General features: G+C 69.6%; 26 protein-coding genes and 1 riboswitch. Of the genes, 23 read left to right on the top strand and 3 right to left on the bottom strand.

All coding sequences use genetic code 11. The features are described 5' to 3' along the window. The first annotated feature begins 70 nt into the window (after positions 1-70). Positions 71-180, top strand: a riboswitch (TPP riboswitch). From H9L21_RS14095 to H9L21_RS14025, 15 genes are all read left to right on the top strand, one after another. Continuing rightward, positions 170-763, top strand: coding sequence for an ECF transporter S component (locus H9L21_RS14095; protein WP_154597483.1), 594 nt, complete (start codon positions 170-172; stop codon positions 761-763). (Overlaps the previous riboswitch by 11 nt.) Further along, positions 760-2,109 carry an ATP-binding cassette domain-containing protein gene (locus H9L21_RS14090; protein ID WP_187411587.1) on the top strand — a complete coding sequence of 450 codons (1,350 nt, stop codon included), beginning with the start codon at positions 760-762 and terminating at the stop codon, positions 2,107-2,109. The genes H9L21_RS14095 and H9L21_RS14090 overlap by 4 nt, the downstream gene beginning before the upstream one ends. Beyond that, positions 2,106-2,780 (top strand): energy-coupling factor transporter transmembrane component T family protein, encoded by a 675-nt coding sequence (locus tag H9L21_RS14085; protein ID WP_154597485.1) that lies wholly within the window; start codon positions 2,106-2,108, stop codon positions 2,778-2,780. Before H9L21_RS14090 ends, H9L21_RS14085 begins: the two co-directional genes overlap by 4 nt. Before the next feature lie 119 nt (positions 2,781-2,899). Beyond that, the gene (locus H9L21_RS14080; RefSeq protein ID WP_154597486.1) at positions 2,900-3,901 is read left to right on the top strand and encodes a DUF6801 domain-containing protein; all 1,002 of its coding nucleotides are present in this window, start codon (positions 2,900-2,902) and stop codon (positions 3,899-3,901) included. Between the two features lie 60 nt (positions 3,902-3,961). Beyond that, positions 3,962-4,945 (top strand): ABC transporter ATP-binding protein, encoded by a 984-nt coding sequence (locus H9L21_RS14075; RefSeq protein ID WP_154597487.1) that lies wholly within the window; start codon positions 3,962-3,964, stop codon positions 4,943-4,945. A 2-nt stretch (positions 4,946-4,947) separates the two neighbouring features. After that, positions 4,948-5,721, top strand: coding sequence for an MlaE family ABC transporter permease (locus H9L21_RS14070; RefSeq protein WP_154597566.1), 774 nt, complete (start codon positions 4,948-4,950; stop codon positions 5,719-5,721). A 10-nt stretch (positions 5,722-5,731) separates the two neighbouring features. Next, positions 5,732-6,550: an MlaE family ABC transporter permease gene (locus tag H9L21_RS14065; RefSeq protein WP_255467072.1), complete on the top strand. Its 819-nt coding sequence runs from the start codon at positions 5,732-5,734 to the stop codon at positions 6,548-6,550. Then, positions 6,550-7,866: an MCE family protein gene (locus H9L21_RS14060; RefSeq protein ID WP_154597488.1), complete on the top strand. Its 1,317-nt coding sequence runs from the start codon at positions 6,550-6,552 to the stop codon at positions 7,864-7,866. Before H9L21_RS14065 ends, H9L21_RS14060 begins: the two co-directional genes overlap by 1 nt. Continuing rightward, entirely contained in the window at positions 7,863-8,948 is a 1,086-nt protein-coding gene (locus H9L21_RS14055) for an MCE family protein (protein WP_154597489.1), read from the top strand. Before H9L21_RS14060 ends, H9L21_RS14055 begins: the two co-directional genes overlap by 4 nt. Then, complete coding sequence (locus H9L21_RS14050) at positions 8,939-9,925, top strand: MCE family protein (protein ID WP_154597490.1); 987 nt, start codon at positions 8,939-8,941, stop codon at positions 9,923-9,925. The genes H9L21_RS14055 and H9L21_RS14050 overlap by 10 nt, the downstream gene beginning before the upstream one ends. A 35-nt stretch (positions 9,926-9,960) precedes the next feature. After that, a complete protein-coding gene (locus H9L21_RS14045; protein ID WP_187411586.1) occupies positions 9,961-11,133 on the top strand; it encodes an MCE family protein in 1,173 nt (390 codons plus the stop codon). Beyond that, positions 11,133-12,242 carry an MCE family protein gene (locus H9L21_RS14040; protein WP_154597492.1) on the top strand — a complete coding sequence of 370 codons (1,110 nt, stop codon included), beginning with the start codon at positions 11,133-11,135 and terminating at the stop codon, positions 12,240-12,242. The genes H9L21_RS14045 and H9L21_RS14040 overlap by 1 nt, the downstream gene beginning before the upstream one ends. Beyond that, complete coding sequence (locus H9L21_RS14035; RefSeq protein ID WP_154597493.1) at positions 12,239-13,507, top strand: MCE family protein; 1,269 nt, start codon at positions 12,239-12,241, stop codon at positions 13,505-13,507. Before H9L21_RS14040 ends, H9L21_RS14035 begins: the two co-directional genes overlap by 4 nt. Further along, positions 13,504-14,025, top strand: a complete 522-nt coding sequence (locus tag H9L21_RS14030; protein WP_154597494.1) for an Rv1363c family protein — start codon at positions 13,504-13,506, stop codon at positions 14,023-14,025. The genes H9L21_RS14035 and H9L21_RS14030 overlap by 4 nt, the downstream gene beginning before the upstream one ends. Beyond that, positions 14,022-14,525: a hypothetical protein gene (locus H9L21_RS14025; protein ID WP_154597495.1), complete on the top strand. Its 504-nt coding sequence runs from the start codon at positions 14,022-14,024 to the stop codon at positions 14,523-14,525. Before H9L21_RS14030 ends, H9L21_RS14025 begins: the two co-directional genes overlap by 4 nt. Positions 14,526-14,543: 18 nt before the next feature. On the opposite strand, the gene H9L21_RS14020 is transcribed toward H9L21_RS14025, so the two are convergent. Beyond that, the gene (locus H9L21_RS14020; RefSeq protein ID WP_154597496.1) at positions 14,544-15,257 is read right to left on the bottom strand and encodes a class E sortase; all 714 of its coding nucleotides are present in this window, start codon (positions 15,255-15,257) and stop codon (positions 14,544-14,546) included. A gap of 132 nt (positions 15,258-15,389) precedes the next feature. On the opposite strand from H9L21_RS14020, the gene H9L21_RS14015 reads away from it, so the two are divergent. From H9L21_RS14015 to map, 5 genes are all read left to right on the top strand, one after another. Then, positions 15,390-15,848 (top strand): MaoC family dehydratase, encoded by a 459-nt coding sequence (locus H9L21_RS14015; RefSeq protein ID WP_154597497.1) that lies wholly within the window; start codon positions 15,390-15,392, stop codon positions 15,846-15,848. A gap of 5 nt (positions 15,849-15,853) precedes the next feature. Continuing rightward, positions 15,854-17,074, top strand: a complete 1,221-nt coding sequence (locus H9L21_RS14010; RefSeq protein ID WP_154597498.1) for an acyl-CoA dehydrogenase family protein — start codon at positions 15,854-15,856, stop codon at positions 17,072-17,074. Next, positions 17,071-17,856 (top strand): SDR family oxidoreductase, encoded by a 786-nt coding sequence (locus H9L21_RS14005; protein ID WP_154597499.1) that lies wholly within the window; start codon positions 17,071-17,073, stop codon positions 17,854-17,856. The genes H9L21_RS14010 and H9L21_RS14005 overlap by 4 nt, the downstream gene beginning before the upstream one ends. Before the next feature lie 75 nt (positions 17,857-17,931). Next, a complete protein-coding gene (locus H9L21_RS14000; protein ID WP_154597500.1) occupies positions 17,932-19,821 on the top strand; it encodes a hypothetical protein in 1,890 nt (629 codons plus the stop codon). 22 nt (positions 19,822-19,843) lie between these two features. After that, a complete protein-coding gene (gene map, locus H9L21_RS13995) occupies positions 19,844-20,614 on the top strand; it encodes a type I methionyl aminopeptidase (protein WP_154597501.1) in 771 nt (256 codons plus the stop codon). On the opposite strand, the gene H9L21_RS13990 is transcribed toward map, so the two are convergent. Then, a complete protein-coding gene (locus H9L21_RS13990; RefSeq protein WP_187411585.1) occupies positions 20,595-21,962 on the bottom strand; it encodes an amidase in 1,368 nt (455 codons plus the stop codon). The genes map and H9L21_RS13990 overlap by 20 nt on opposite strands. Before the next feature lie 116 nt (positions 21,963-22,078). Between H9L21_RS13990 and H9L21_RS13985 the strand changes: the two genes are divergently transcribed. Then, positions 22,079-22,663: a maleylpyruvate isomerase N-terminal domain-containing protein gene (locus H9L21_RS13985; RefSeq protein ID WP_154597503.1), complete on the top strand. Its 585-nt coding sequence runs from the start codon at positions 22,079-22,081 to the stop codon at positions 22,661-22,663. Then, complete coding sequence (locus tag H9L21_RS13980) at positions 22,660-23,262, top strand: DinB family protein (RefSeq protein ID WP_154597504.1); 603 nt, start codon at positions 22,660-22,662, stop codon at positions 23,260-23,262. The genes H9L21_RS13985 and H9L21_RS13980 overlap by 4 nt, the downstream gene beginning before the upstream one ends. 13 nt (positions 23,263-23,275) lie before the next feature. Here H9L21_RS13980 and H9L21_RS13975 read toward each other — a convergent pair whose 3' ends face one another. Then, on the bottom strand, positions 23,276-24,226 hold the full coding sequence (locus H9L21_RS13975; protein ID WP_154597505.1) for an FKBP-type peptidyl-prolyl cis-trans isomerase: 951 nt from the start codon (positions 24,224-24,226) through the stop codon (positions 23,276-23,278). Positions 24,227-24,367: 141 nt separating this feature from the next. Here H9L21_RS13975 and H9L21_RS13970 point away from each other — a divergent pair, with 141 nt between their 5' ends. Next, the gene (locus H9L21_RS13970; RefSeq protein ID WP_187411584.1) at positions 24,368-25,807 is read left to right on the top strand and encodes an NCS2 family permease; all 1,440 of its coding nucleotides are present in this window, start codon (positions 24,368-24,370) and stop codon (positions 25,805-25,807) included. Positions 25,808-26,140 lie beyond the last annotated feature (333 nt).

The raw sequence follows: 26,140 nt of genomic DNA, 5'->3' as shown, positions 1-26,140 counted from the left end.
AGGACCGAGGCGGGGGCGGATCTTCGGATCCGCCCCCGCTGACGTCTGCGCCGGGAACGGTTAGGCTGGCCGAACACGACAGGGGAGCGCCATGCAGAGGGCGCTGAGAGTGCGGAACAGCCGCAGACCCTTGAACCTGCTCCGGTTAGCACCGGCGAAGGGAGTCACGATGACATCTGCCATCCGTTCCACCTCCATCCGATACCGGACGCTCGACCTGGTCACGATCGCCATGCTCGGCGTCGCGTTCGGAGTCGTCTTCTGGGGATGGGGCAAGTTCTACGACGTGATCGACCTGGGCGCGGCGGTGGGCTTCAAGCCCGCGACCGGCCTGCTCGCCGGGATGTGGCTGATCGCCGGTGTCGTCGGCGGGCTCATCGTCCGCCGGCCCGGCGCGGCCTTCGCCACCGAGATGGTGGCCGCCATGATCTCGATGTTCGTGCTGGGCGGCACCGCCTGGGGCGGCACCGTGTTGCTGTCCGGCATCGTCCAGGGTCTGGGCGCCGAGCTGATCTTCGCCCTGTTCCTCTACCGCCGCTTCGACGTCGTGACCGCGATGCTCGCCGGTGCTCTCGCGGCCGTCTTCGCCTGCCTCTACGAGTGGCAGTACTACTGGCCGGACTGGGACCTGCAGTGGCGCCTGGCCTACCTCGGCTTCTTCACCGTCTCCGGCATCGTCATCGCGGGTCTCGGCGGCTGGCTGCTCGTCCGCCGGCTGGCACAGGCGGGAGCGCTCGACTCCTTCCCTGCCGGCCGACCGTGACGCTCGCGTTCCGCGACTACTCCTGGACGCCGTCGCACGCGTCCCGGCCGGTGCTCACCCGACTCGACCTGACGGTCGAGCCGGGTGAGCGGGTCCTGCTGGTGGGCCCGAGCGGCTCAGGCAAGTCCACCGCCCTCCATGCGGCCGCCGGCGCCCTGGGCGCGACGCTGGTGGGCGAGTCCAGTGGGTCGGTCGAGGTCTCGGGCCGGATCGGCATGGTCACCCAGAACCCGTCCTCGTCGATCGTCGCGGACCGGATCGGCCGGGACGTCGCCTTCGGGCCCGAGAACCTGGGTGTGCCGCGCGACGAGATCTGGCGGCGGGTCCGGGCCGCACTCGAGTCGGTGAGCCTGCGCCACGAGCTGGATCGGTTCACCAGCGCGCTCTCGGGCGGTGAGCGTCATCGCCTCGCCCTCGCGGGGGCATTGGCGACCCGACCCGACGTGCTGCTGTTGGACGAGCCCACGTCGATGCTCGACCCGGACCTCGCGGCGGAGGTGCGGGACTCCGTGCTGCGCGTCGTCGGCGATCGGACCCTGATCGTCGTCGAGCACCGTTTCGAGCCCTGGCTCGACCACGTCGACCGGGTGATCGTCCTCGATGCGGGGCGGGTCGTCCTCGACGGCTCGGTGGCGGAGTTCCTGGGCGCGGCGGTGCCGGACGCACTCTGGATGCCCGGGCGTCCCGCGCCGGTGCCGGCGACGATCCCGGCGGAGCTGGTCCGGCCGGTCGTCGAGGCGACGGTCGAGGCGCGCGACCTCGTGATCGACCAGGTCACCCGCACGCTGCGAGGCACCGAGCGCACGCGCGCGGTCGATGCGCTGACGCTCACCCTCTCGCCGGGCACGACCACGGCGCTCGTCGGGCCCAGTGGTGCGGGCAAGTCCAGTGCCCTGCTGGGCCTGGCGGGACTGTTGGAACCCGTGTCGGGGCACCGGACCGGGCCGGACGAGCTCGGGTGGTGTCCGCAGGATCCGGAGGTCGGCTTCGTCGCGAGGTCCGTGCGCCTGGAGCTCGAGGCCACGCCCCGTGCGCTGGGTCGCCCGGTCGACGTCGATGCGCTGCTCGAGGTCATCGGCCTGCCCGGCCGCGGTGACGACCATCCGTACCGGCTCTCCGGCGGGGAGCAGCGTCGTCTCGCCCTCGCCGCGGCGGTGGCGCACCGGCCGGGCCTGGTGCTAGCGGACGAGCCGACGGTCGGGCAGGACCGGGGCACCTGGGCCGTCGTCGCGGGATGGCTGGGCACGGCCGCCGGCTGCGGCGCGACGGTGGCGGTGTCGACCCACGACGCCGACCTGCCGCGCGATCGCGACGTCGTCCTCAAGGACGGGGTGGTCGTCGCGTGACCGGACTGATCACCCGCTTCAACCCCATCGTGCTGGTGGCGATCGCGCTCACGGCGGCGCTGGGGTCACCGGCCATCCGGACGCTGCCGGTCGCGCTGGTGTGCGTTGCCGTGTACGTCGTCACGCTCGCGTTCCTGGTGCCGTCGTGGCGCTACCCCGCGTTGTGTCTGGCCCTGGTCGCGCTGCCGGTCGCCAGCATCACGTGGTCCACCTGGCTGCTCGGCGGACGGGACCTCGAGGTGGCGGCGGTCGCGGGCCTGCGCACCTTCGTGATGACGTGGCCCGGTGCGGTGGCGGTCGGTTACGTCGACGTCGCGCGGCTCGGTGACTACCTCGCGCAGACCCTGCGGTTCCCGGGGCGGTTCGCGGCGGCGCTCTCGGCGGCGCTGCAGCGGGTCACCGGGGTGTGGCAGACGTGGCACGAGCTCGAACGGGTACGGCGGGCGCGCCATCTGCCGCGCCGGCCCGGGGCCATGGCGTTCACGCTGCTCGTCCACACGATGCGCGAGGCGACGCGCACGTCGATCGCGATGGATGCGCGGGGATTCGCCTCGGCTCATCGGCGCACGTGGGCCGAGCCCGCGGTGTGGACCCGACTCGACGTCGCGGCGCTCGCTACCGCGGCGGTCCTGGGCGCACTCCCCGTGGTGTTTCGCCTCATCGGCACCTGAGGTCACACCCCGGTAAAGTGGCTTGCATCACAGTGCAACTAGAGGTTACAGTCTTCGACGTTGCCCGGGTCACAGCCGAGACCTCCGGGTGATCCGTTGTTCTGAAGCGAGGAGACCCGATGCGCAAGAGCGCCTCAGCAGTACGTCGAGGACTTCGGTTCACCATCGCCACCGGCGTGGTCGCCGCAGGACTGGTGCAGCTGGCACCCACCGCCACCGCGGCTGACGCCAAGGTCGAGCGGGTCGGGTACACCTGCAAGGCGACGAACTCCGTCATCAACACCTCGCTCCAGGGCCCGCAGCAGTTCTACGTCACCGCCGAGACCACGCTGCCCGAGAGCGTGCAGCCCGGCGAGACGGTCGCGGCCACGAAGGCCAAGCTGACCCTCTTCCTCCCGCCCAAGCTGGTCAACCGGCTGTACGGGCCGATGAAGGTCCGCCAGGTCAAGGGCGGTTCCACCTCCGACACCATCCTGCAGGCCGTGGCGCCCGGCGCCGGCCTGCTGGAGACGCGCAAGGAGCCGGTCCGCAACCTCGTCGTCAAGAACTGGGTGGACCTGCGCCCCGACCAGGAGGTGGCGATCGTCGCCGAGGGCGACGTCAGCGCCGTCCCCGTGCCCCAGGTCGACGGCGGCAACGGCCTGATCTACGTCCAGATGCCCCCGCAGTTCGTCCTGCACTCCGAGATGAACCCGCCGGTCATCGGCGCGATCGACAAGGCCGACCTCAACTGCATCCGCGACAAGAGCGATGCCGCCTCGCGCGTCATCGGCACCATCAAGATCGGCGCCGGCTGCAGCGAGACCGAGTGCCCGCTGCCGGCCGCGGACGCCAACCCCACCAACCCCGGCGGTGATGGCGACACCCCCGGTGACGGCAGCGGCACCGATCCGGAGGTGATCGAACCCGGCGAGCCGGTTCCCGTCACCCAGATCGACGGGTACAACGACGACAACTACGGCGTCAGCCCCGCCGACGCGGCGAGCGGCGGCGGCTCGTACCGGACGACCGAGCTCCCCGCGACGGGCTCACCGTTCGGCCCGGGCCTGCTCGGCGTGTTCGGCGCACTCGTCCTGGCGCGGATCGCGCTCGTCCTCCGGTCGCGACGTCGCAGGGCCTGACGTCCCGATCCTGTGTGGCCGCCCCGGAGGCGGTTCAGTCCCCCTTGGTAAGGAGCCCTGATGGGTGTCGAAGTTCGAGTTGAAGGATTGACGAAGGCCTTCGGCAAGCAGACCATCTGGCGCGACGTCTCGTTGAGCCTGCCCGCCGGGCAGATCAGCGTCATGCTCGGACCCTCCGGTACCGGCAAGTCGGTGTTCCTCAAGACCTTGATCGGTCTGATCAAGCCCGACGAGGGCCACATCTTCATCGAGGGCGTCGACATCGCGACCTGCAGCGAGAAGGACCTCTACGAGATCCGCAAGCTGTTCGGGGTGCTGTTCCAGGACGGCGCGATGTTCGGCTCCATGACCCTGTTCGACAACGTGGCCTTCCCGCTGCGCGAGCACACCCGCAAGTCCGAGTCCGAGATCAGCGACATCGTCATGGAGAAGATGTCGATGGTCGGCCTGGTCGGTGCCGAGGACAAGCTCCCCGGCGAGATCTCCGGCGGTATGCGCAAGCGCGCCGGACTGGCGCGCGCCCTGGTGCTCGAGCCCGAGATCATCTTGTTCGACGAGCCCGACTCCGGCCTCGATCCCGTGCGCACCGCGTTCATCAACCAGCTCATGGTCGACCTCAACGCCCAGACCGAGGCGACGTTCCTCATCGTCACGCACGACATCAACACGGCGCGGACGGTCCCGGACAACATCGGACTGCTCTACCACCGGCACCTGTCGATGTTCGGCCCGCGCGAGATGCTCCTGTCCAGCGAGGAGCCGGCAGTGCGCCAGTTCCTCAACGCGCAGACCGTCGGCCCGATCGGCATGAGCGAGGAGAAGGACGCCGACGAGCTGGCCGCCGAGGACCACAGCACCCTGCCCCCGCTGCCGCCGATCCCGCTGCAGCTGTTCCCGTCCGACGGTCGCCCGCGCGCGACCCAGTCCGAACCGGGTGCGTGGTGCGCCGCCAACGGGGTCGTGCCGCCGGCCGGCTCGTTCCTCGACGACGGCTCCAGCTTCACCGTGCCGCCCCAGACCTCGCTGCCCGGAGGTGCCCGGTGAGCATGGTCAAGTTCCTGACGGGACCCCTCTCCACCGCGGGCAATCTCTTCGCCTTCGGGGCCGACGTGCTGCTCGCCGTGTTCAGGCGGCCGTTTCAGTTCCGTGAGTTCGTCCAGCAGGCCTGGTTCATCGCCTCGGTCACGATCATCCCGATCGCGTTGGTCGCGATCCCCTTCGGTGCCGTCGTGGCGTTGCAGACCGGCAGCCTGGTCCAGCAGTTCGGTGCCCAGTCGTTCGTCGGCTCCGCCGCGGTGCTCGCGGTGCTGCGCGAGGCGGCCCCCATCGCGACCGCCCTGCTGGTGGCCGGTGCCGGCGGCTCGGCGATCGCCGCCGACCTCGGCGCCCGCAAGATCCGCGAGGAGCTCGACGCGATGATGGTGCTGGGCATCGACCCCATCCAGCGGCTCGTCGTGCCCCGGGTGCTGGCCTGCATGCTCGTGGCGGTCTTCCTCAACGGACTGGTCAGCGTCGTCGGCGTGCTGGGCGGCTACATCTTCAACGTCGTGCTCCAGGGCGGAACGCCCGGCGCGTATCTCGCGTCGTTCACCGCGTTGGCGCAGACCCCCGACCTCTACCAGGGCATGGCCAAGGCGCTCGTGTTCGGCCTGATCGCCGCGATCGTCTCCACCTACATGGGCATGCACGCCGACGGCGGCCCCCAGGGTGTGGGCCAGGCGGTCATGGAGTCGGTCGTCATCACGTTCCTGCTGCTGTTCATGGCCAACTTCGTCATGAGTGCCCTGTACTTCCAGCTCGTCCCGTCGAAGGCGTTGTGACGTGGTCGACGTGACACGCGTGTACGGCGCGCCCCTGAGCGCCCTCGACAATCTCGGCCTGCAACTGGCCTTCTACCTGCGCACGATCGCGTGGATGCCGCGCGTCATCACGCGCTACCCGCGCGAGATCATGCGGCTGCTGTCGGAGGTCACCTTCGGTCGCGGCTCCCTGGCGGTCATCGGCGGCACGGTGGGCGTCATCACCGCGATGTCGTTCTTCACCGGCGTCGAGGTGGGCATGCAGGGCCACAGCGCCCTCGAGCAACTGGGCACCAGCGCCTTCGCGGGCTTCTTCTCGGCGTACTTCAACACCCGCGAGATCGCCCCGCTCGTGGCGGGCATCGCCCTGGCGGCCACGGTCGGCTGCGGCTTCACGGCGCAGCTGGGCGCCATGCGGATCTCCGAGGAGGTCGACGCGCTCGAGACGATGGCGATCCCGTCGCTGCCGTACCTGGTCACCACCCGCGTGCTGGCCGGCATGATCGCGATCATCCCGCTGTACATGCTCGGCCTGCTGTCGTCCTACTTCGCCACGCGGATCACCATCACCGCGATCTACGGGCAGAGCTCTGGCACGTACGACCACTACTTCAGCCTCTTCCTGCCACCGGAGGACGTGCTCTGGTCGTTCTTCAAGGTGCTGGTGTTCGCCGCGCTGGTCATCTTGATCCACTGCTACTACGGCTACTACGCCAGCGGCGGCCCCGTCGGCGTCGGCGTGGCCGTGGGCCGCGCGGTGCGCACGTCGATCGTGGTCATCAACGTCGCCGACCTGATGATGTCGATGGCGATCTGGGGCACCACCACGACCGTGAGGCTGGCCGGCTGATGGCGCGCGTCCCCACCCTCGAGAAGCCGGCCGTCGTCCGCGCCCTGGGCGTCGTGATGATCGGCCTGATCGTCGCGTGCGTGTTCCTGACGTACGCGATGTTCACCAAGCTGTTCTCCGACGACGTCCCGGTCACGATCCGCAGCAACGGGGTCGGCCTGCAGCTCAACCGCAACGCCGACGTCAAGCTGCGCGGTGTGATCGTCGGCCGCGTCGAGCGCATCAGCTCCGAGAAGGGCGAGGCGGTGATCCACCTCAAGATCGATCCCGACCAGCAGAGCGTGATCCCGTCGGACGTCCAGGCGTTCGTCACCCCCAAGACGCTGTTCGGCGAGAAGTTCATCGACCTGCAGCCGGTCGCACAGTCGTCGGGCACCCCGATCCGTGCCGGTGACGAGATCGTCCAGGCGGCGCTGCCCACCGAGGTCGAGAAGCTGCTCGCCGACCTCGACCCGCTCTTGACGGCGTTGAACCCCACCGACCTGTCGTTCGTGCTCACGGCGTTGTCCGACGCGCTGTCCGGCGAGGGCGAGTCGGTCGGTCAGACCCTCGAGACGTTGTCGGCGTACATGCAGAAGATGACCCCGCTGGCCGACGACATCGTCAAGGACATCACCTTGCTGGGCGAGACGGCCGACACCTACGCCGACGCGATGCCCGACATCGGTCAGACGCTGCGCAACGCCGTCGTCACGGGCAACACCCTGACCGCGCGCCGCGCCCAGCTGCAGACGCTGTTCACCGAGACCGCGGCCTTCGCGACGTCCGCCGAGCAGCTCGTCGACCGCTCGGGTCAGGACTTCATCACCCTGTCGCGCGACTCCCAGCCCACGCTCGACCTCCTCGCCCGCTACTCGCCGACGATCGAGTGCGTCCTCAAGGGCATCGACCGCCTCAAGCCGGCCATCGACAACACCTTCCGCGACAAGCGCGCGCACGTCTCGATCGAGTTCGCGGCGCGCTCCCCGCGGACGTACGCCGGTGGCGACTCGCCCCGCGTGCCCGCGGCCAGTGGCGGGCCCAGCTCCGTCATGCCCAGTTGCGCGACGCTGCCCAAGACCCCGTACTCGGGCAAGCGGCCGTCGCCGGGCATGAGCGACGGGCTGATGGGCCAGCTCGGGGTCGGTGACGACCTCGGCAAGACGTCGCCGTTGTCCACACCGTCGGTCGCCGGCCCGGCGGGCAGCGAGATCGAGCGCCAGCAGATCCAGGCCATCGTGGCCTCGGCGACGGGCGTCGAGCCCGGTGACGTGCCCGACATCGCCCAGCCCTTGTTCGGTCCGGTGCTGCGTGGCGCGGAGGTGAGCCTCGGATGAGTAGGACGGGATTCGACCGCCGCACCACGATCGCCTTCACGAAGCTCATGGCGTTCCTCGTGATCACCGGCGTCATGACGGCCCTGTTGGCGGCCGTCATCGGCAACGCCTCGTTCGACCGCACGCACGAGTACAAGGCGGTGTTCACCGACGTGACCAGCCTCGTCGAGGGTGACGACGTCCGCATCGCCGGTGTCCGCGTCGGCAACGTCGCCGACGTCCGGGTGCGATCGGGCTCCACCGCCGAGGTGACGTTCCGCGTGGACTCCGACATCACGCTGACCCAGAGCACCGAGGCCACCCTGCGCTACCGCAACATGATCGGTCAGCGTTACCTGGCGCTGGCCGAGGGCACCGACGGTCCCGCCGGTCGACTGAAGCCCGGCCAGACGGTCGGCCTCGACCGGACCACGCCGGCGCTCGACCTGACCGACCTGTTCGGCGGCTTCCAGCCGTTGTTCGAGGCGCTGTCGCCGGAGGACACCAACCAGCTGGCCTACGAGCTGATCCAGGTCTTCCAGGGCGAGAGCGGAACCGTCGAGAGCCTGTTGTCGCACACCGCGTCGCTGACCGGCACCCTCGCCGAGCGCGACGAGCTCATCGGCTCGGTCATCGACAACCTCACCGTCGTCCTGACCTCGTTCAACGAGCGCGACGACGAGCTGTCGACGGCGATCTCGACCCTGCAGCAGCTCATCACCGGACTGAAGGACGACCGCGGCGTGCTCACAGGATCACTCGACGACATCGCGACCCTGACCGGCGAGACCGCCGGCCTGCTGAAGGAGTCGCGACCGGCGCTCACCGCCGACATCAAGAACCTGCGCCGCGTGACCGACAAGGTCGGCACGAAGAAGGCGCTCCGCGACCTCGACAACACGCTGGGCGTCCTGCCGATCAAGATCGACCGGATCGGCCGCACGGGCGAGTACGGCTCGTTCTTCAGCTTCTTCGTGTGCGACGTGGGCGTCAACGGCGAGCTGCCGTCGCTCAGCGGCGTCCCGGGCTGGGAGAAGAAGCGACCCTTCAAGACGACGAAGCGCGTCACCGTGACCGGGCCGGGGGCGAGCCGATGCCGCTGACCATGAAGCCGTTCCGCGACCGGAACGCGGCCGCCGTCGGAGCCGTCGCGCTGCTGCTGATCGCCCTGGTGCTCGCCGTCGCCAGCCAGGCCTCGAGCCTGCCGGTGATCGGCGGGGGAGCGAAGTACGCCGCCGAGTTCACCGAGGTGGGCGGTCTCAAGAAGGGCGACGACGTCCGCCTCGCGGGCGTCCGCGTCGGCGAGGTCTCCAGCCTCGACCTGCGCGGAGACAAGGTGCGGGTCACCTTCCGGATGAAGAAGGACCGCGAGCGACTCGGCAGCCAGACCGGCGCCTCGGTCCGGATCAAGTCCCTGCTCGGCACGATGTACGTCAGTCTCGAGCCCGAGGGTCCCGGCACGCTGGAGAAGGGCGCGGTCATCCCCGCCTCACGCACCAAGCCCCCGTACGACATCGTCCAGGCGTTCTCGGGGCTCACCGAGACCACGCAGGAGATCGACCAGGACCAGCTCGCCCAGGCGCTGAAGACCGTCAGCGAGGTGGCCGCCAAGACGCCCGAGGAGTTCCGCGAGGCGGTCACGAACGTGACGGCCCTGTCCAACAACCTCGCCGAGCGGGACCAGGAGATCGAGGCGCTCCTCAAGAACATCGACGGCATCTCCGGTGTGCTGGCCGACCGGAACGCCGAGTTCATCAAGCTGTTCGAGGACGGCACCGTGCTGTTCGACGCGCTGACGGCGCGCCGCGACGCGATCCACCAGGTGCTGGTCAGCGTCACGGCCATGTCGGACGAGATCGACAAGCTGGTCGTCGACACCCGCGACGACCTGAAGCCGGCGCTGAACCGCCTGGCCGGTGTGGTCAAGGTCCTGCGCCAGAACGAGGCCAACATCGAGGCCGCGATCGCGCAGCTGCCCGCGTACTACGCGATGGTCGCCAACAACGGCGCCAACGGGCCGTGGTTGGACTCCTACATCTACAACCTGCTGAGCATCCTCGGCGTCCCGGGAGGTCTGTGATGTCCGCGTTCGCGAGTCGGTTCTCCCGTGGGGCCGTGACGATCGCCGTGGCGGTCGTGTGTCTGGCCGTCGTCGCCGCGGCGGCGTTCGTCGTCCTGTCACGTGCGAACGAGAACGTCGTCACCGTCGACTTCGACCGCACGGTCTCGCTGTACGAGGGGTCCAGCGTCCGCATCCTGGGCGTCACGGTCGGCACGGTCGAGAAGATCACGCCGCGCGGCCAGAACGTCCGCGCGCGGATCGCCTGGGACGCGGACTACGAGGTGCCGGCTGACGTCAAGGCCGTCATCGTGTCGCCCTCGGTGGTCGGCGACCGCTTCGTCCAGCTGACGCCCGCGTACACCGGTGGCGCGAAGCTCGAGGACGGCGCCCACCTCGACCAGTCGCGGACGGCGACCCCCACCGAGCTCGACGACACCTACGCCGCCCTCGACCGCGTCGCCACCACGTTGGGGCCGAAGGGGATCAACGAGGACGGCACCCTCAGCGACCTGGTGGCCAACTCGGCCGACAACCTCGACGGCAAGGGTGCCGAGATCCGCGAGAGCATCGCGGCGCTGGCGAAGCTGACCAAGACGGTCGACGGCAACAAGACCGAGCTCTTCACCTCCGTCGAGAAGATCGAGCGCTTCGTCTCGGCGCTGGAGGCCAACGACCAGAGTGTCCGCGACTTCAACACGAGTCTCGCCGGGGTCTCGGGCGTCCTGGCCGACGAGGGCGACGACCTGCAGTTGGCCGTCGCAGAGCTGGCGACCGCGCTGCAGCAGGTCCAGTCCTACGTGTCCGAGAACCGCACGGCCCTGCGCAAGAACGTCAAGGGTCTCTCGCGCGTCACCAACTCCTTGGCCAAGCAGCGCAAGGACCTCAACAAGATCCTCGACCAGGGCCCGAAGGCGCTGTCCAACCTCGCGCTCGCTTACAACCCCACGACCGGCACGCTCGACTCTCGCGCCTCAGTCAAGGGCTCCATAGACCGGAAGTTCTCCGTGTTGACGGAGGCCGACATCGTCGTCGGCTATTGCGGTCTGGCGAGCGATCAGAACCCCAAGTACGAAGAGGCGTGTTACGCGCTCCAGGACGTCCTGGCCTGGCTCGCCGCCAACGCGCCGGGTGCCAAGCCCTCGTCGGCTGCAGCCGAGGGGGCACCGGCCGAGGAGGCCGACCCGGTCTCGACCGACCCGCTGGCCGAAGTGATGGGGGTGTCGTGATGATCACCGGACTGCGAGCCCGGCACGCCCTGGTGGCCATCGTGGCGCCGATCGCCCTCGTCTCGGGCTGCGTCTCCAGCGTGGGCGACCTGCCCTTGCCCGGCGGCGCCGACCTCGGCGACGACCCGTACACCGTCGTGATCGAGTTCCAGGACGTCCTCGACCTGGTGCCGCAGAGCGCCGTCAAGGTCAACGACGTCTCCGTCGGCCGCGTCACCAAGGTCGAGCTCGACGGGTGGCGCGCGAAGGTCACGGTCAAGGTCAACGGCGACGTCGAGCTGCCCGACCAGTCCGTGGCGTCGATCCGCCAGACGTCCATCCTGGGCGAGAAGTTCGTCTCGCTCGCTCCGCCCGAGGACGGCGGCGGCGATACGGGCCGACTGGGCGACGGCGACGTGATCCCGCTGGCGCGCTCGGGCAACGCACCCGAGATCGAGCAGGTCCTGGCCGCGATGTCGCTCGTGCTCAACGGCGGTGCCCTTGGCAAGGCCCAGGTCATCAGCCGCGAGCTGAACACCGCCCTGTCGGGCCGCGAGGCCGACGTCCGCACGCTGGTGCGCCGCCTCGACGAGTTCATCGCCGTGGCCGACGACTCCAAGGGAGACATCGTCGCGGCGATCGAGCAGATCGACCGCCTGGCCAAGAACACCAACGACCAGAAGCAGGCCATCGACGCCGCGCTGGACGACCTGCCGGCCGCGCTGCGGACGGTCAACGAGCAGCGCGCCAATCTGGTCAAGATGCTCGAGGCCCTGTCCAAGCTCGGCGCCGTCGGGTCGGACGTCATCGTCAAGAGCAAGGAAGCCGTCGTGGCCGACCTCAAGGCCCTCGCGCCGATCCTGGACGCCCTCGGATCGGCGGGCGACGCGTTGGTCACCTCCCTCGAGGTGCTGCCCACCTTCCCGTTCCCGGACGCGCTCGTCGGCCGGACGCCCGAAGAGGCGAACGCCTACCAGATGGGCGACTACATGAACGTCTCGATCGACTTCAACACCGACTTCTCCACGACGATCGGACTCATGACCGAGGCGGAGCGCGCGGCCCTCAAGGAGGCGCTGCGCGAGGACTCGGTGGCCGGCGTCATGGCCGGGACGGTGGTCGCGCCATGATCACCCAGCGCGTCAAGGTCCAGTTGGCCGTCTTCCTTGTCGGCACGCTCGTGGCGATGACCTACATCGGGATCAACTACGCCCACGTCGACCGCCTCTTCGGCAGCGGATACACCGTGACCGTCCAGATGGCCGAGTCCGGCGGCATCTTCACGACCGCTGACGTCACCTACCGCGGCGTCAGCGTCGGCCGCGTCACCGACATGTGGCTCGACGGCGACGGCGTGAAGGTCGAGGTGCGGGTCGATCCGGGTGCCCCGGACATCCCCGCCGACACCGACGTCGTCATCGCGAGCCGCTCGGCCGTCGGTGAGCAGTTCCTGGACTTCCAGCCGCGCACGGACCGCGGCCCGTTCCTCGACGACGACTCCGTCATCGCGCGCGAGCGCACCCAGGTGCCCGTCGACACGCGGACGCTGCTGTCGAACGTCAGCGATCTCCTGGGGTCGGTGGACAACGAGGACCTCAGCACCGTGATCACCGAGTTGGGCGCCGCGTTCGAGGGCTCGTCGCAGGACCTGCGGACCATCATCGACTCGTCCAACTCCTTCATCACCGAGGCCGACCAGAAGTACGAGGTCACGGCGGCGCTGATCAAGAACTCGACGACCGTCCTGCAGACGCAGGTGGACTCGCAGAACGACATCCGCGCCTTCGCCAAGAACCTGCGCGCCCTGTCGACGGCCGTGCGCTCGTCCGACCAGGACCTGCGCCAGGTGATCGACTCCGGTGCGCCGACGGCCACGACCCTGCGGGCCCTCATCGACGAGAACGGCGACGACATCGCGGCTCTGCTCGACGACGCGATCACCGTGAACTCGGTGGTCCGTGCCAATCTGCCCGGCGTCCGCGGCGTGCTGGTCATCGCGCCCTACGGTGTCGAGAGCGCCTTCTCGATCATCGCGAAGGACTCGCGGACGGGGCAGTTCGCCGCCCGGATGAGCCTGTCCCTGCAGCCCGAGAACTCGCCGTGCCTGAAGGGCTACCAGCCCGAGTCCAAGCAGCGCACCCCCTACGACCGCACGGTCGAGAGGTGGGACCGCTCGTTCGCCTGTGCGCAGAAGCTGGAGCGCGGGTCGCGGACGTCTGGCACGACCGCGTCGTCCTCATCCGCCGAAGCCGATGGCGGCGTCGTCCTGGGCACGTACGATGTGGCGACGAAGCAGCTGGTGGAGGGCGACGAGACCTCGACGATCCCCCCGGCGCTCGATCTCGGCGAGGAGTCGTGGAAGTGGATGATGCTCGGTCCCGCGGTGGCGCGGTGATTCGCGGTCGGTCGATCGTCGTCGGTCTCGTGGTGGTCGCGCTGGTCGCGCTGGCGGCCGGCACGGCGCTGCTGGTCCGCGGTCCGCAGATCCCGGCCTCCGCGGACTCCGCGAGCCGCCAGGACGTGCGCGCGGCGACCGAGCGGTTCGCGACGGCGATCAACACCTACGACGTCACCGACCTCGACGAGTACGTCGAGCGGGTCGAGCCGCTGCTCACCGACGAGCTGGCCGAGCAGTTCAAGGCGTCCACGCGTGATCTGCTGGCGAAGTTCGAGGCGGCGAAGATCGTCTCGAAGGGCAAGGTCGGCCAAGTCGCCATCGACAGCATGGATCGCGACAGCGCCGAGGTGATCGCCGCGATCACGATCAGCACCGAGCCCGCCGACGTCCAGTTCGGCCAGCCCCGGCTCCGGTGGCGTGTCTCGCTGGTCAAGCAGGAGGGCGCATGGGTCGTCGAGAACTTCGCGAACATCCCCGTCGAGACCACCGCTCCTGAGGAAGGTGCCGCCCCGTGAGGCTCCGTCGCCCCCGCGCCGGCACGGCGCTGCTCGCCCTGGCCGTGTGCGCCGTCGTGTTCGCTCTCGTGTCGCTCCTGGTCGTGCAACGCGCCGAGGCGTCGGCGCAGGACCAGGTCGACGCCCAGGACGCCGCCGTGGCGGCCGCCTCGAAGGCGTTGCCCGAGATGCTCGGGTACAAGCACGCCACCGTGGAGCAGGATCTCGACGACGCGACGAAGGTGATGACCGAGAAGTTCGCGAAGAAGTACTCCGAGCTCGCGCCGCAGCTGGTCGCCACCGCCGGGCAGCGTCAGATCGACGTCGTCGCCACGGTGCGCACCATCGCGCCGCTCGAGTGCGGCCAGGAGTGCTCCACCTCGAAGGTCCGGGTCCTGGCATTCGTCGACCAGAACCGCACGATCGCCGGCAAGCCGGGGTCCCCGGCGGCGCTCGCGGTCGTGGTCGAGATGAACCAGGTCGACGGCGACTGGCTGGTGGGCGACCTCACCACCAGCTGAGGTCCTCGGTGGCGACCGTCAGACGTGTCTGGCGTCGACCAGCGTGCCGAAGACGGCCGAGCGGTTGTCGGTGTGGAAGATCTCCGAGCACGTCGTCAGGGTCAGGAGGGCCTCGCTGGGCTTGGCGCCGGAGCGCTGGTCCTTCGCCTTCTTGGCCTTCTCGGGGACGGGTTGGACGACCCAGATGTCGGTGAAGTCGACGATGGTGTCCGTGCCGGAGTTCTGCAGCTCGTACGTGTAGACGTGGGTGCGGGTCTCGACCTCGACCCGGTCGCCGGCGCGCAGGTCGGGGAAGTTCTTGAACGGCTGGCCGTTGGTGACGCGGTGGCCGGCCACCGCGAAGTTGCCGAGCTGGCCCGGGCGCTGGGTGTCGGGGAACCAGCCGACACCGGAGGTCAGGGCCGTGTCGTCGACCCCGGCCACGACGGGCACCTCGAAGTCGTCACCGAAGCGGGGCACCCGCAGCACGGCGAAGACCTGCCCGATCCGGAGCTTGTCGGTGGCGGCGTCGCCCTCCCGGTTGCCCTTCCAGTCGTCGGCGAGCGCCACGGCCATCTCGCCCTGACGCTGCTTGGCCACGACGTTCGTGCCGACGTACTTCCACCCGGCCCACCCCGCGCCGACCAGCAGCGCCACGGTCACGAGAGTCGCCAGCAGGCGCATCGGGCGCAGTTGAGGGGTCGGCTTCAGCTCGGGGCGCTCACGGCGCGGTGGGCCGACGTCGGGGGTCACGGTAACGAGTGTCACACCTGCGTGCCGCCGGGACAATCGTCCAGCGGAGACATGTCGGCACGTCGTTGCTCGTGACGACCATCACGCGGTACGGTGAGGGCTAAGCAAGCGCTTAGTCAGGAGACCCGCGACATGACCCGTGAATTCGAGACCATCGCCGACCTCAAGGCCGCCGTCGGCCAGGAGCTCGGTACCAGTGACTGGGTGACCGTCACCCAGGACAAGATCAACCTCTTCGCGGACGCCACCGGCGACCACCAGTGGATCCACGTCGATCCCGAGGCCGCCGCCCAGGGCCCGTTCGGCAAGACGATCGCCCACGGCTATCTCACGCTGAGCCTCCTCCCGGTCTTCACCCAGCAGATCTACGCCGTCAAGAGCGCCGTGATGGGCGTCAACTACGGGGCCAACAAGGTGCGCTTCCCGCACCCGGTGCCGGTCGACTCGCGGATCCGCGGCACGGCCACCCTCAAGGAGACGCAGGACATCGCGATCGGCACGCAGATCGTGCTCACCGTCGTCGTCGAGATCGACGGCGTCGAGAAGCCGGCGTGCATCGCCGACGTCGTCTACGTCGTAGCGGAAGGCTGAGTTCCATGGACTTCGCCTTCGACGACAAGACCCAGGACCTCATCGCGCGCATGCAGTCCTTCATGGACGAGGTCGTTCACCCGGCCGAACCACTCGCGCACGAGCAGATCCAGGCCAACTACGCGAACGACGTGTGGGACATCCCGGCCGTGATCGAGGACCTGAAGGTCGAGGCGAAGAAGCGGGGTCTGTGGAACCTGTTCCTGCCCGGCGAGGGCGGTGCCGGCCTGACCAACCTGCAGTACGCGCCGCTGGCCGAGATCCAGGGTCGCAGCATCCAGCTGGCGCCTCCGGCGACCAACTGCGCCGCCCCCGACACCGGCAACATGGAGGTGCTGAACGAGTTCGGCACCGACGAGCAGAAGAAGCAGTGGCTCGAGCCGCTGCTCGCCGGCGAGATCCGGTCGGCCTTCGCCATGACCGAGCCCGACGTCGCGTCCAGTGACGCCACGAACATCGAGACCTCGATCGTGCGCGACGGTGACGAGTACGTCATCAACGGCCGCAAGTGGTGGATCACCGGGGCCATGAACCCCCGGGCCCAGGTCTTCATCGTCATGGGCAAGACCGATCCGACGGCCGCGCGGCACCGCCAGCAGTCGCAGATCCTGGTCCCGCGCGACACCCCGGGCCTGGAGATCGTCCGCGGCATGCATGTGTTCGGCTACCACGATCGCGACCACGGCGGCCATGCCGAGCTGCGGTTCACCGACGTGCGCGTGCCCGTCACGAACCTCATCGCCGGCGAGGGCGACGGCTTCGCGATCGCCCAGGCCCGCCTCGGACCTGGACGCATCCACCACTGCATGCGCTCGATCGGCATCGCCGAGCGGGCCATCGAGCTGATGTGCCAGCGGGCGCAGAGCCGTACGGCGTTCGGCAAGCCGCTCGCCGACCAGGGCGTCATCCGCGACTGGATCGCCGAGTCGCGGGTGCGCATCGAGCAGTTGCGCCTGCTCGTCCTCAAGACCGCGTGGCTGATGGACACGGTCGGCAACCGGGGTGCTCACACCGAGATCCAGGCGATCAAGATCGCCACCCCGCGGACCGTGGAGTGGATCCTCGACAAGGCGATCCAGACCCACGGCGGCGGCGGCCTGAGCCAGGACTTCCCGTTGGCCGAGATGTACGCCGGCATCCGCACGCTGCGGTTCGCCGACGGCCCCGACGAGGTGCACAAGAACTCGTTGGCCAAGGCGGAGCTGAAGCGGCAGGGCCTGCGATGAGCCGGCGCTGCGTCGTCACCGGTGCCGCGGGCGGCATCGGGCTGGCCATCGCCGAGGCGCTCGTCGAGCGGGGCGACCGGGTGTTGCTCGCGGATCTCGACGAGCAGCGCCTGGCGGAGGCCGGGGAGCGTCTCGGCCAGCCCTGGATCGCCGGCGACGTGGCAGCCGAGCCCGGCATCGCGGCGCTGATCGAGAAGGCGGACGCGGAACTCGGCGGGATCGACCTCTACGTCGCGAACGCCGGTGTCTTCCGCGGCTTCGGGCTGGCGGCCGACGAGTTCGACTGGTCGCTGTCGTGGGACGTCAACGTCATGGCCCACGTCCGCGCCGCTCGCGCGCTCGTCCCGCGCTGGAGCGTGGAGAATCCGGGCGTCTTCGCCGTCACCGCCTCGGCGGCCGGCCTGCTGACGCAGTTGGGCTCGCCCACCTACGCCGTGACGAAGCGCGCCGCGGTCGGCTTCGCCGAGTGGCTCGCCGCGACGTATGGCGACAGGGGTGTCCAGGTCGCCGCGCTGTGCCCCATGGGCGTGGCCACGCCCATGGCCGAGGCCGGCGAGACGGTCACGGATCCAGAGGGTCGCCTGGCGCACGCCTCGGTCAGCGCGGCCGGTGAGACGCTGACGGCGCAGGAGGCCGCCCGAGTGCTGCTCGAGGCGATCGACACCGGTCGGTTGCTGGCGCTCCCGCACGAGTCGGTGGGCACGATGTACGCCCGCAAGGCGCAGGACACCGACCACTGGGTCACCGGGATGCAACGGTTCAGGACGACGCTCGGCGGCTGATTCGCCGATCAGCGCCGCGCGCCCCCTCCGCGTCGGTACGATCATCCGACTTGTGTCCGTCTACGGGGGTTTCCGATGAACCGTTCGTCCCTGCGCCTGCTTGCCGGCGCCGTCCTCGCGGGCGTCGCCGCGACCACCTTGGTCGCGCCGGCGGCGCACGCGGCGCCTGAGGACGCGGCGTTCTGCTCGGACGGCACCCAGCCGATGGTCCCGAAGGCCGAGACGGAGGCCTTCGACGACTCGACGGTGGTCCGGGGCCTGACGGTGGTCAAGGGCACGACCCCGGTCGAGTTCACGGGCACGTTCGTCGGCGCGGTCGACAACGCGCTCGGCGCGGCCGACGGTGGCACGGACATGCTCCTGTTCTCGCTCAAGGGCGCCGGGATCGACCGGGCGTCGACGCCGGCCGACGCCACGCCGGCGGGGATCTGGGCCGGCATGTCGGGATCGCCCGTCTACCTGCCGGACGGCCGCCTGATCGGAGCGGTGGCCTACGGGCTCACGCCCGACAACATCGCGATCGCGGGCATCACCCCGGCGTACGCCATGAAGCGGCTGGGCACCGACCGGTTGAAGGCCCCGGCCTCCCTCAAGATCAAGCGCACCGCGCTGCGCGGCGCGTCGGCCCGGACGTCCAGCTCGGTGGCCGGTCACTCCGCGCGGCAGCTCAAGGCGGTCCGGGTCGTCGCCGGTGGCAACGCCGCCAATGCGCTGGCGAACCGCACGCTGGCGCGCGTCCCGGCCGACTCCGCATCGGCTCGCTCGGTGCGAGCCGGCGGCTTCGGTGCCGTCGCGGCCCCGTCGGGTCTGGACCTGCCGCTCGTGCCCGGCGGCAACATCGCCGTCGGCTACACGACCGGCGACCTGTTCGCCGGCGCGGTGGGCACGGTGACCGCGATCTGCGGCTCGACGGTGTGGGCCTTCGGCCACCCGATGGACTTCGCCGGACCGACGTCGCTGTCGATGCACAACGCCTCGGCCGCGCTCGTGGCGCCGGACGCCACCGGCGTCTACGGCTCGTACAAGCAGGTCGGCAAGGTGGGACGGCAGATCGGCACGATCACGACGGACGGGTTTTCCGGCGTCAAGGGCCAGGTCGGCCTGATCCGCGGGTTCCCGGTCGTGACGCACGTCCGCAACGCCGCCGGGACGACGCTCGGCTCCTACCGCGGCAGTGTGGTCGACCCCGCCGTGGCCCCGTTCGGTGCGGCGTACGGTCCCGCCTACGCGGTGCAGGACGTCCTGGACAACCTGGGCATCGGCACGGCCAAGCTCTCGTGGCGGATCGGCTACCGCCTCGCGAACGGCCGCACCGGCAGCCTGTCGAACTCGCAGGTCTACGCCAACTCCGGCGAGCTGGCCGACGAGATCAGCACCGACATCGGCAACGACGTCGCCGCCATCGCCTCCACGGACCTGGCGGACGCCTCCATCACCTCGGTCAGCTCGACCCTCACCCTGCTCAGCGACGCCGCGATCACCTACCGCTTCTCGGGCGCCCAGCGCTGGACGGGCAAGAAGTGGGTCAAGCTCCGCGGCTCGTCGGTCAAGGCCGGCCGCACGGTGAAGGTGCGCCCCGTCTACCGCCAGTACGTCAACGGGCGTCCTCGCGGCACCTCGACCGGCCCCGTCAAGTCGTTCAAGATCGGTCGGAACGCGGTCGGTCGGGCCCAGATCGCCTTCGCGGCGCGCGCGTCAGAGGACGGCGACGAGGACGAGTGCATCAAGCTCGACGACGGTGAGGTCGTCTGCCCCGACTTCGGCACGGAGGGCACCGGGCCGGGCACCTTCGCCTCTTTGCTCGAGAGGCTCGACGCGTTGGTGCGCGTCGATCGTGCGGACGTGTCGGCGCAGTGGAAGTGGAAGCTGCGCAAGTCCAAGGGCGTGTCACAGCGCCGGGCCGGTGTCGTCGCTCCGGGCAAGATCAGCGGCTCGTACGCCGCGACCTTCCGGGTCCGCCGCTGACCGCAGTCCGTAGGCTGGGTCCATGGCGATCGAGCTGCTGACCCCCACCCAGATCGACGAGATGCGGCCGGCCGGTCGCTTCGTCGCCGATGTCCTGACCACCTTGGTCGAGACGGCGGACGTGGGGACGGACCTGATCGAGCTCGACGCCCTGGCTCACCGCATGATCCGTGATCGAGGCGCCGAGTCGTGCTACATCGACTACGCGCCGTCGTTCGGCCGGGGCCCGTTCGGTTACGTGCTGTGCACCAGCGTGAACGACGCCGTGCTGCACGGACTGCCGCACCGCTACAAGCTGCGCGACGGCGACCTGGTCAGCTTCGACTTCGCGGTCGCGGTCGACGGCTGGGTCTGCGACTCCGCCGTCAGCAGGGTCGTCGGCACACCCCGCGACGAGGACCTGCGTCTGATCGAGGCCACCGAGGTGGCGTTGGCGCGTGCGATCGAGGTCGCTCGGCCCGGCAAGAAGGTCGGCGACATCAGCGCGGTCATCGGCGAGACGGCCCGCGAGTACGGCTACCCGGTCAACACGCAGTTCGGGGGACACGGCGTCGGGCGCACGATGCACGGCGACCCGCACATCTCGAACGACGGCAAGGCCGGTCGGGGCTTCCCGCTGAAGCCGGGTCTCGTCATCGCGATCGAGCCGTGGTTCCTGGCCTCCACCGACGAGATCCGCATGGACGACGACGGTTGGACGATCCGCAGCGCCGATGGCTCCCGCGGCGCGCACAGTGAGCACACGATCGCGATCACCGAGGGTGACCCGATCATCATGACCGCGCGCGACTGACCAACTGATCGGCGACCTGCAGCACGAGTGCGTCGGCCCCCACGTGGCCGGCGATCATCACACCGACGGGCAGGCCCTCGTGCACGTGGCCCGGCACGCTGACCGCCGGTTGGCCGCTCATGTTCATCAACGCCGTGTACGGGGTGAACAGCAGCTCGCGCCGGTGGTCCTCGGCGGGGTCGCCCGACTCTGTGAACCAGGCGTGGGGCTGGGGCGGCAGCGCGAGGGTCGGGGTCAGGAACAGGTCGATGTCGGCCAGTGAGGCGTTGACCGCCGCCGTGGTGAGCTCGAGGTGGGTCAGCGCTGCCGCCAGCTCCGGAGCCGACGCCCGTCCGCCGCGCTCGTACCAGTAGCGGGTGGTGGGCCGCAGTTGCGCGATCGCCGCGTCCGGCAGCGGGACCGAGGCCATGCCGGCCGACCAGACCACGTTGAACTGCTGTTCCAGCTCCGCGGGCCAGGGGTTCGCGATCTCGACGATCTCGTGACCCAGCGCGGCGAGCGCGTCGCGAGCGGCCTCGACGGCGGCGACGGAGCCGGGGGAGGCCGTGGCGAAGTCGAGGTAGGGGTCGGTCCAGCTGGCGATCCGGAGTCGGCCGGGGTCCCGGGTGGTCGACTCGGCGAACGTGACCGACGGGGCGGGCCAGACCCGGGACGAGCCCGGGACCGGCCGGGCGAGCAGGTCGAGCACGGCCGCCACGTCGCGCACCGAGCGCGCGAGGACGCCGTCGGTCGCCAGACCGTTCCACGTGGCGGAGTCCGGACCCGCTCCGACCCGCCCGCGTGAGGGCTTGAACCCGATCACCCCGCAGCAGGAGGCCGGGATGCGGATGGAGCCGCCTCCGTCGCTGCCCGGCGCCCACGGCAACAGACCGGATCCGACGGCGGCCGCCGCGCCGCCGCTCGAGCCGCCGGCGTTCAGCCGAGGGTCGGCCGGGGCGCGGGCCGGTCCGACGACGTCGTTGTCGGTGTAGGAGCTGAGACCGAACTCGGGGGTGTTCGTCTTGCCGAGGCTGACGAAACCGGCGGCCTCGACGAGGTCCACGACGTGCGCGTTGTGGTCCGGCACGTTCTCGGCCATCAGCCGCGACCCCATCGACGTCGGCACGCCGGCCGTCATCGTGAGGTCCTTGAAAGCGGTGGGGACGCCCGCGAACGCCGGCCGCTCGGTCATCGTGTCGAGGTCCGCCGCGCGAGCCAGGGCGCGCTCGGGCGTGACGGTGACGAACGCGCCGAGCTCGTCGGCCTCGACCCGCTCCAGGAAGTGTCGGGTCACCTCGACGCAGGAGACGTCGCCCCGCGCGATCGTGGCGGCCAGGTCGTGTGCGTCCAGTTCGTGCAGTTCGGTCACGTCGCCCACCGTCTCGCGCGGGAGTGAGCCGATCAAGGGCGCGCGCCGTGGTGGTCGTGCCTTGACGTCCGTCCTCGCGGGGGGTCGACTGGTCCCAGTCGTCGGAGGAGGACAGGATGCCCACACCACAGGACGTCTCACCGGGCCGCGCGCCGGCCGATCGCCATCGTCGGATCGCCGAGGGCTTCGGAGCCGTGGTCGAGCACATCCGGGACTGGGACGCTCCCACGCCCGTTCCGCAGTGGCAGGCCCGTGACGTGGTCCTGCACCTCGTGACGTGGTCGCAGGGATTCCTGAGGGCCGGCGGGATCGACCTGGCCCGTCAGGTCGACTCCGGTGATCCGGCCGGCACGTGGCACGCCCACGCCGCCGAGATCCAGGCCCTGCTCGAGTCGCCCGCCGCGGCGCAGGACTTCACGCATCCGCAACTGGGCACCGATCCGCTCGACGCCGTGATCGACCGGTTCTACACGACGGACGTGCTGATGCATTCGTGGGACCTGGCGGAGTCGGCGGGCGTCCCGTCCGGACTGGACCCGGTCGAGTGCGCGCAGGTCCTCGAGGGCATGCGTCCACACGAGCAGCTGCTGCGGGACTCCGGGCAGTACGGCCCGGCCGTCCCGGTGCCCCCCGAACGGGACGCGGTGGTGCGGCTCATGGGCTTCATCGGCCGCGATCCCGAGTGGAGCCAGAGCCGATGATCGATCGACAGACGTGCCTGCACTACCTGCGCCGTGACCGCCGCGCCGTCCTGCGGGCCGTGCACGGTGTCTCCGAGTACGACGCCCGGCGTCCGCTGACCCGGACGGGGACGAATCTGCTGGGAGTGGTCAAGCACCTGGCGCTCGTCGAGCTCGAGTACGTCTCGGACTGTGCGGGATTCCCCTGCGACCTCGGGACGCCGTGGAAGGACGCGGACGAGGCGACCAACGCCGACCTGTGGCTGGCGGCCGACGAGAGCGCGGAGTCGGTGATCTCCCTCTACGTCGCCGCCGCAGCGCACACCGAGCGCGCCGCCGCCACTCTGCCGATCGACTCTCCGGCCACGGTGCCGTGGTGGTCGGAGGGCGACACCACGTTCGACCGACTGCTGGTGCACCTGATCTCCGAGACCGCGCAGCACGCCGGGCATCTCGACATCCTGCGCGAGGGGATCGACGGTCAGGGCGACACGTGGGACGAGGCGCGCACCGAGCGCGACGAGGCCTGGTGGACGGCGCTGCTGGGGCAGATCGCGGCGGCGGCGGAGCCGTTCCGGGGGTCGGACTCGATGGTCGCGGCGCCAGAAGGGTTCTTCTGACGCCGCGACGCGGTCACGAGTCGATCGAGACGATCTCGACGACGAACACCACGGACTTGCCCGCGAGCGGGTTCTCCTTCGAGGCCTCGGCGCCGAAGCCGTACTCCGGCGGCATCGTGATGAGGACGGTCGAGCCGACCTTCTGTCCGATCAGCCCGGCCTTGAAGCCCTGCACGACCTGGTCGGTGCTCAGCTGCGCCGGCTGCCCGTCCTTGCCGAAGGTCTGCTGGAAGACCTTGCCGTTGTCCTCCCAGGTGCGTCCCTGGTAGTTGACGGTGAGGACGTCGCCGGCCTTCACCTTCTTGCCGTCCCCCTCCTTCAGCACCTTGACCAGGACGTCCTTCGGGGGAGCGGTCGTGGGCAGGGTGACCTGCGGCTCGTCGCCCTCCAGGGAGACCTCCGGGACGTCCTTCTTCCACTCCTTGGCCTTGACCTCCTCGCGGACGTCCACGACGTCGGTCACGACCACCAACGAGTCATCGGGCTTGATGTCGAGGTCGGGGTAGCCCTGGTCGCCGTAGACGTCGGAGGCCACGACGGTGGTGACGACCCGCGAGCCGACGGGCACGCACTCGATGCCGGCGCGGAACGCCTCGAACGTCTTGTCGTCGCCGGCGGTCAGCGTGGCCTGCTCGCTGAGGGCCTGCTTGCCGGTGCGGCCGTTGAAGACCGTGATGACGGCCTCGACCTGCTCGCCCTCGGCCGTGTCGTCGCCCTTGCCCTCGTCGACGACGGTGCGCTGCAGGTCGTCGGCCTTGACGGTGAGCGGCGTCGTGAACGTCGCCTTCGGGCCGGGCTTGCCGAACTCGCCGCTGACCTTCACGGCCTCGCTGGACGTGCCGGACGGGTATTCGGTGCAGTCCGCCTTCTTCGCGTCGTCCTTGTCGTCGTCGCTGGAGCTGCAGGCGGCCAAGGGGGCCGCGGCCAGCAGCAGGACGACGGGGAGGGCCTTCAGGTTCCGCATGGGTGGGGTTCTCGTTTCCTCTAGATGGCGTACGCCGAACAGTCTGGCGAGCGTACCTGTCTGTTCGCCGAGGGCCGCCCGAGAACTTCCTGAGAACCCCGATGAGCCGCGGAATTGCAGGCTTTGGCAGAATCGCCAGACGTGTTGACTACCCTCGATCGTTACTTCAAGATCTCCCAGCGCGGTTCATCGTTCGGCCAGGAGGTACGCGGCGGAGTCGTGACCTTCCTCACGATGGCCTACATCATCGTCCTCAACCCGATCATCCTCAGTGGTGTCGCGGACGCGGACGGCAAGTTCCTCGGAGGCGGCTCCGAGCCGGGCTCGGGATTCGCCACGATCGCGGCGTGTACGGCGCTGGTCGCCGGACTGTTGACGATCCTCATGGGGGTCGTCGCGAACTTCCCCCTCGCCCTGGCCACCGGCCTGGGCCTCAACGCCTTCGTCGCCTTCTCGGTCGCGACCCAGATGACGTGGGCCGACGCGATGGGCCTGGTCATCCTCGAGGGCATCGTGATCCTCGTGCTGGTGCTGACCGGCTTCCGCAAGGCCGTGTTCGACGCGGTGCCCGCGCAGTTGAAGACGGCGATCGCCGTCGGCATCGGCCTGTTCCTGACGTTGATCGGCCTCATCGACGCCGGCTTCGTGCGCGCCACGGGCAACGCGTCCCCGCCGATCGGCATGGGCATCGGTGGCGAGCTGTCCGGGTGGCCGGTCCTGGTCTTCTGCTTCGGCCTGCTGTTGATGATCAGCCTGCACGCCCGGCGGGTGCCCGGCGCGATCCTCATCGGCATCGTCGTCACGACCATCGTCGCGATCATCGTCCAGGCGATCACCGACACCCCGGGCGCCAACGGCGACCCGACCTCCAAGGGCTGGAACCTCAACGTGCCGGCGTGGCCGGACCAGCTGGTCTCGAAGCCCGACCTGTCGCTGCTGGGTGAGTTCAACCTGTTCGGCTCGTTCGAGCGGGTGGGCGCGGTCGCCGCGATCCTGTTGGTCTTCACCCTGATGCTGGCCGACTTCTTCGACACGATGGGGACCATGACCGCCGTCGGCGCCGAGGCCGGCCTGAACGACAAGGACGGCGCTCCCGAGGGAACGCAGCGGATCCTCATCGTCGACTCCGTGGCAGCCGCCGTGGGCGGCGCTGCCGGCGTCTCCAGCAACACCTCGTACGTCGAGTCGACCGCCGGCGTGGCCGACGGCGCCCGCACGGGTCTGGCCAGTGTCGTCACCGGCCTGTGCTTCCTGCTGGCGACCGTCTTCACGCCGATCGTGCAGATCATCCCGAACGAGGCGGCGGTGGCAGCTCTCGTCCTCGTGGGCTTCCTCATGATGACCCAGGTCACGGGGATCGACTGGACGGACGCCGAGATCGCGATCCCGGCCTTCCTGACGATCGCCGTCATGCCCTTCACGTACTCGATCACCGCCGGCATCGGCGCGGGCTTCCTGGCGTACGTCGTGCTCAAGGTGGCGATGGGCAAGGCCCGTCAGGTGCACCTGCTGCTGTGGCTGATTGCCCTGCTTTTCGTGGTGTATTTCGCCATCGACCCGATCAGCCGCGCGCTGCTCTGAGACGCACTGAGGGGGGGGGTGGTTTGCACCCCCCTCAGGGGGTCATGTAATGTTCTTCTTGTTGCACCGAACGGCGCAGCGAAGCGCAGACCGAAGCGGTTAACGCCAGGCACTCGTGAGAGGGCCGGAGACTGGCCGCGGAAAACGTAGCGCTACATCGTGACCGACCCGGGTTTGACCTGGTGAAAACGGCGATGTAAATTAGACGAGTTGCCCTGCGGGCTTGCCAGTGATGGTGGGTTGGTGGTGTGCGTCTGATCCTTGAGAACTCAACAGTGTGCCAAAAGTCGACGAATTATTATCAGTACCCCGGCGGCAAACGAAGGAATTCTG

Origin of the sequence: Aeromicrobium senzhongii, from assembly GCF_014334735.1 — a bacterium.
Classification (GTDB): Bacteria; Actinomycetota; Actinomycetes; order Propionibacteriales; family Nocardioidaceae; genus Aeromicrobium; species Aeromicrobium senzhongii.
Note: the sequence above shows the minus strand (reverse complement) of the source record. Positions and strands in the feature narration are given on the sequence as shown.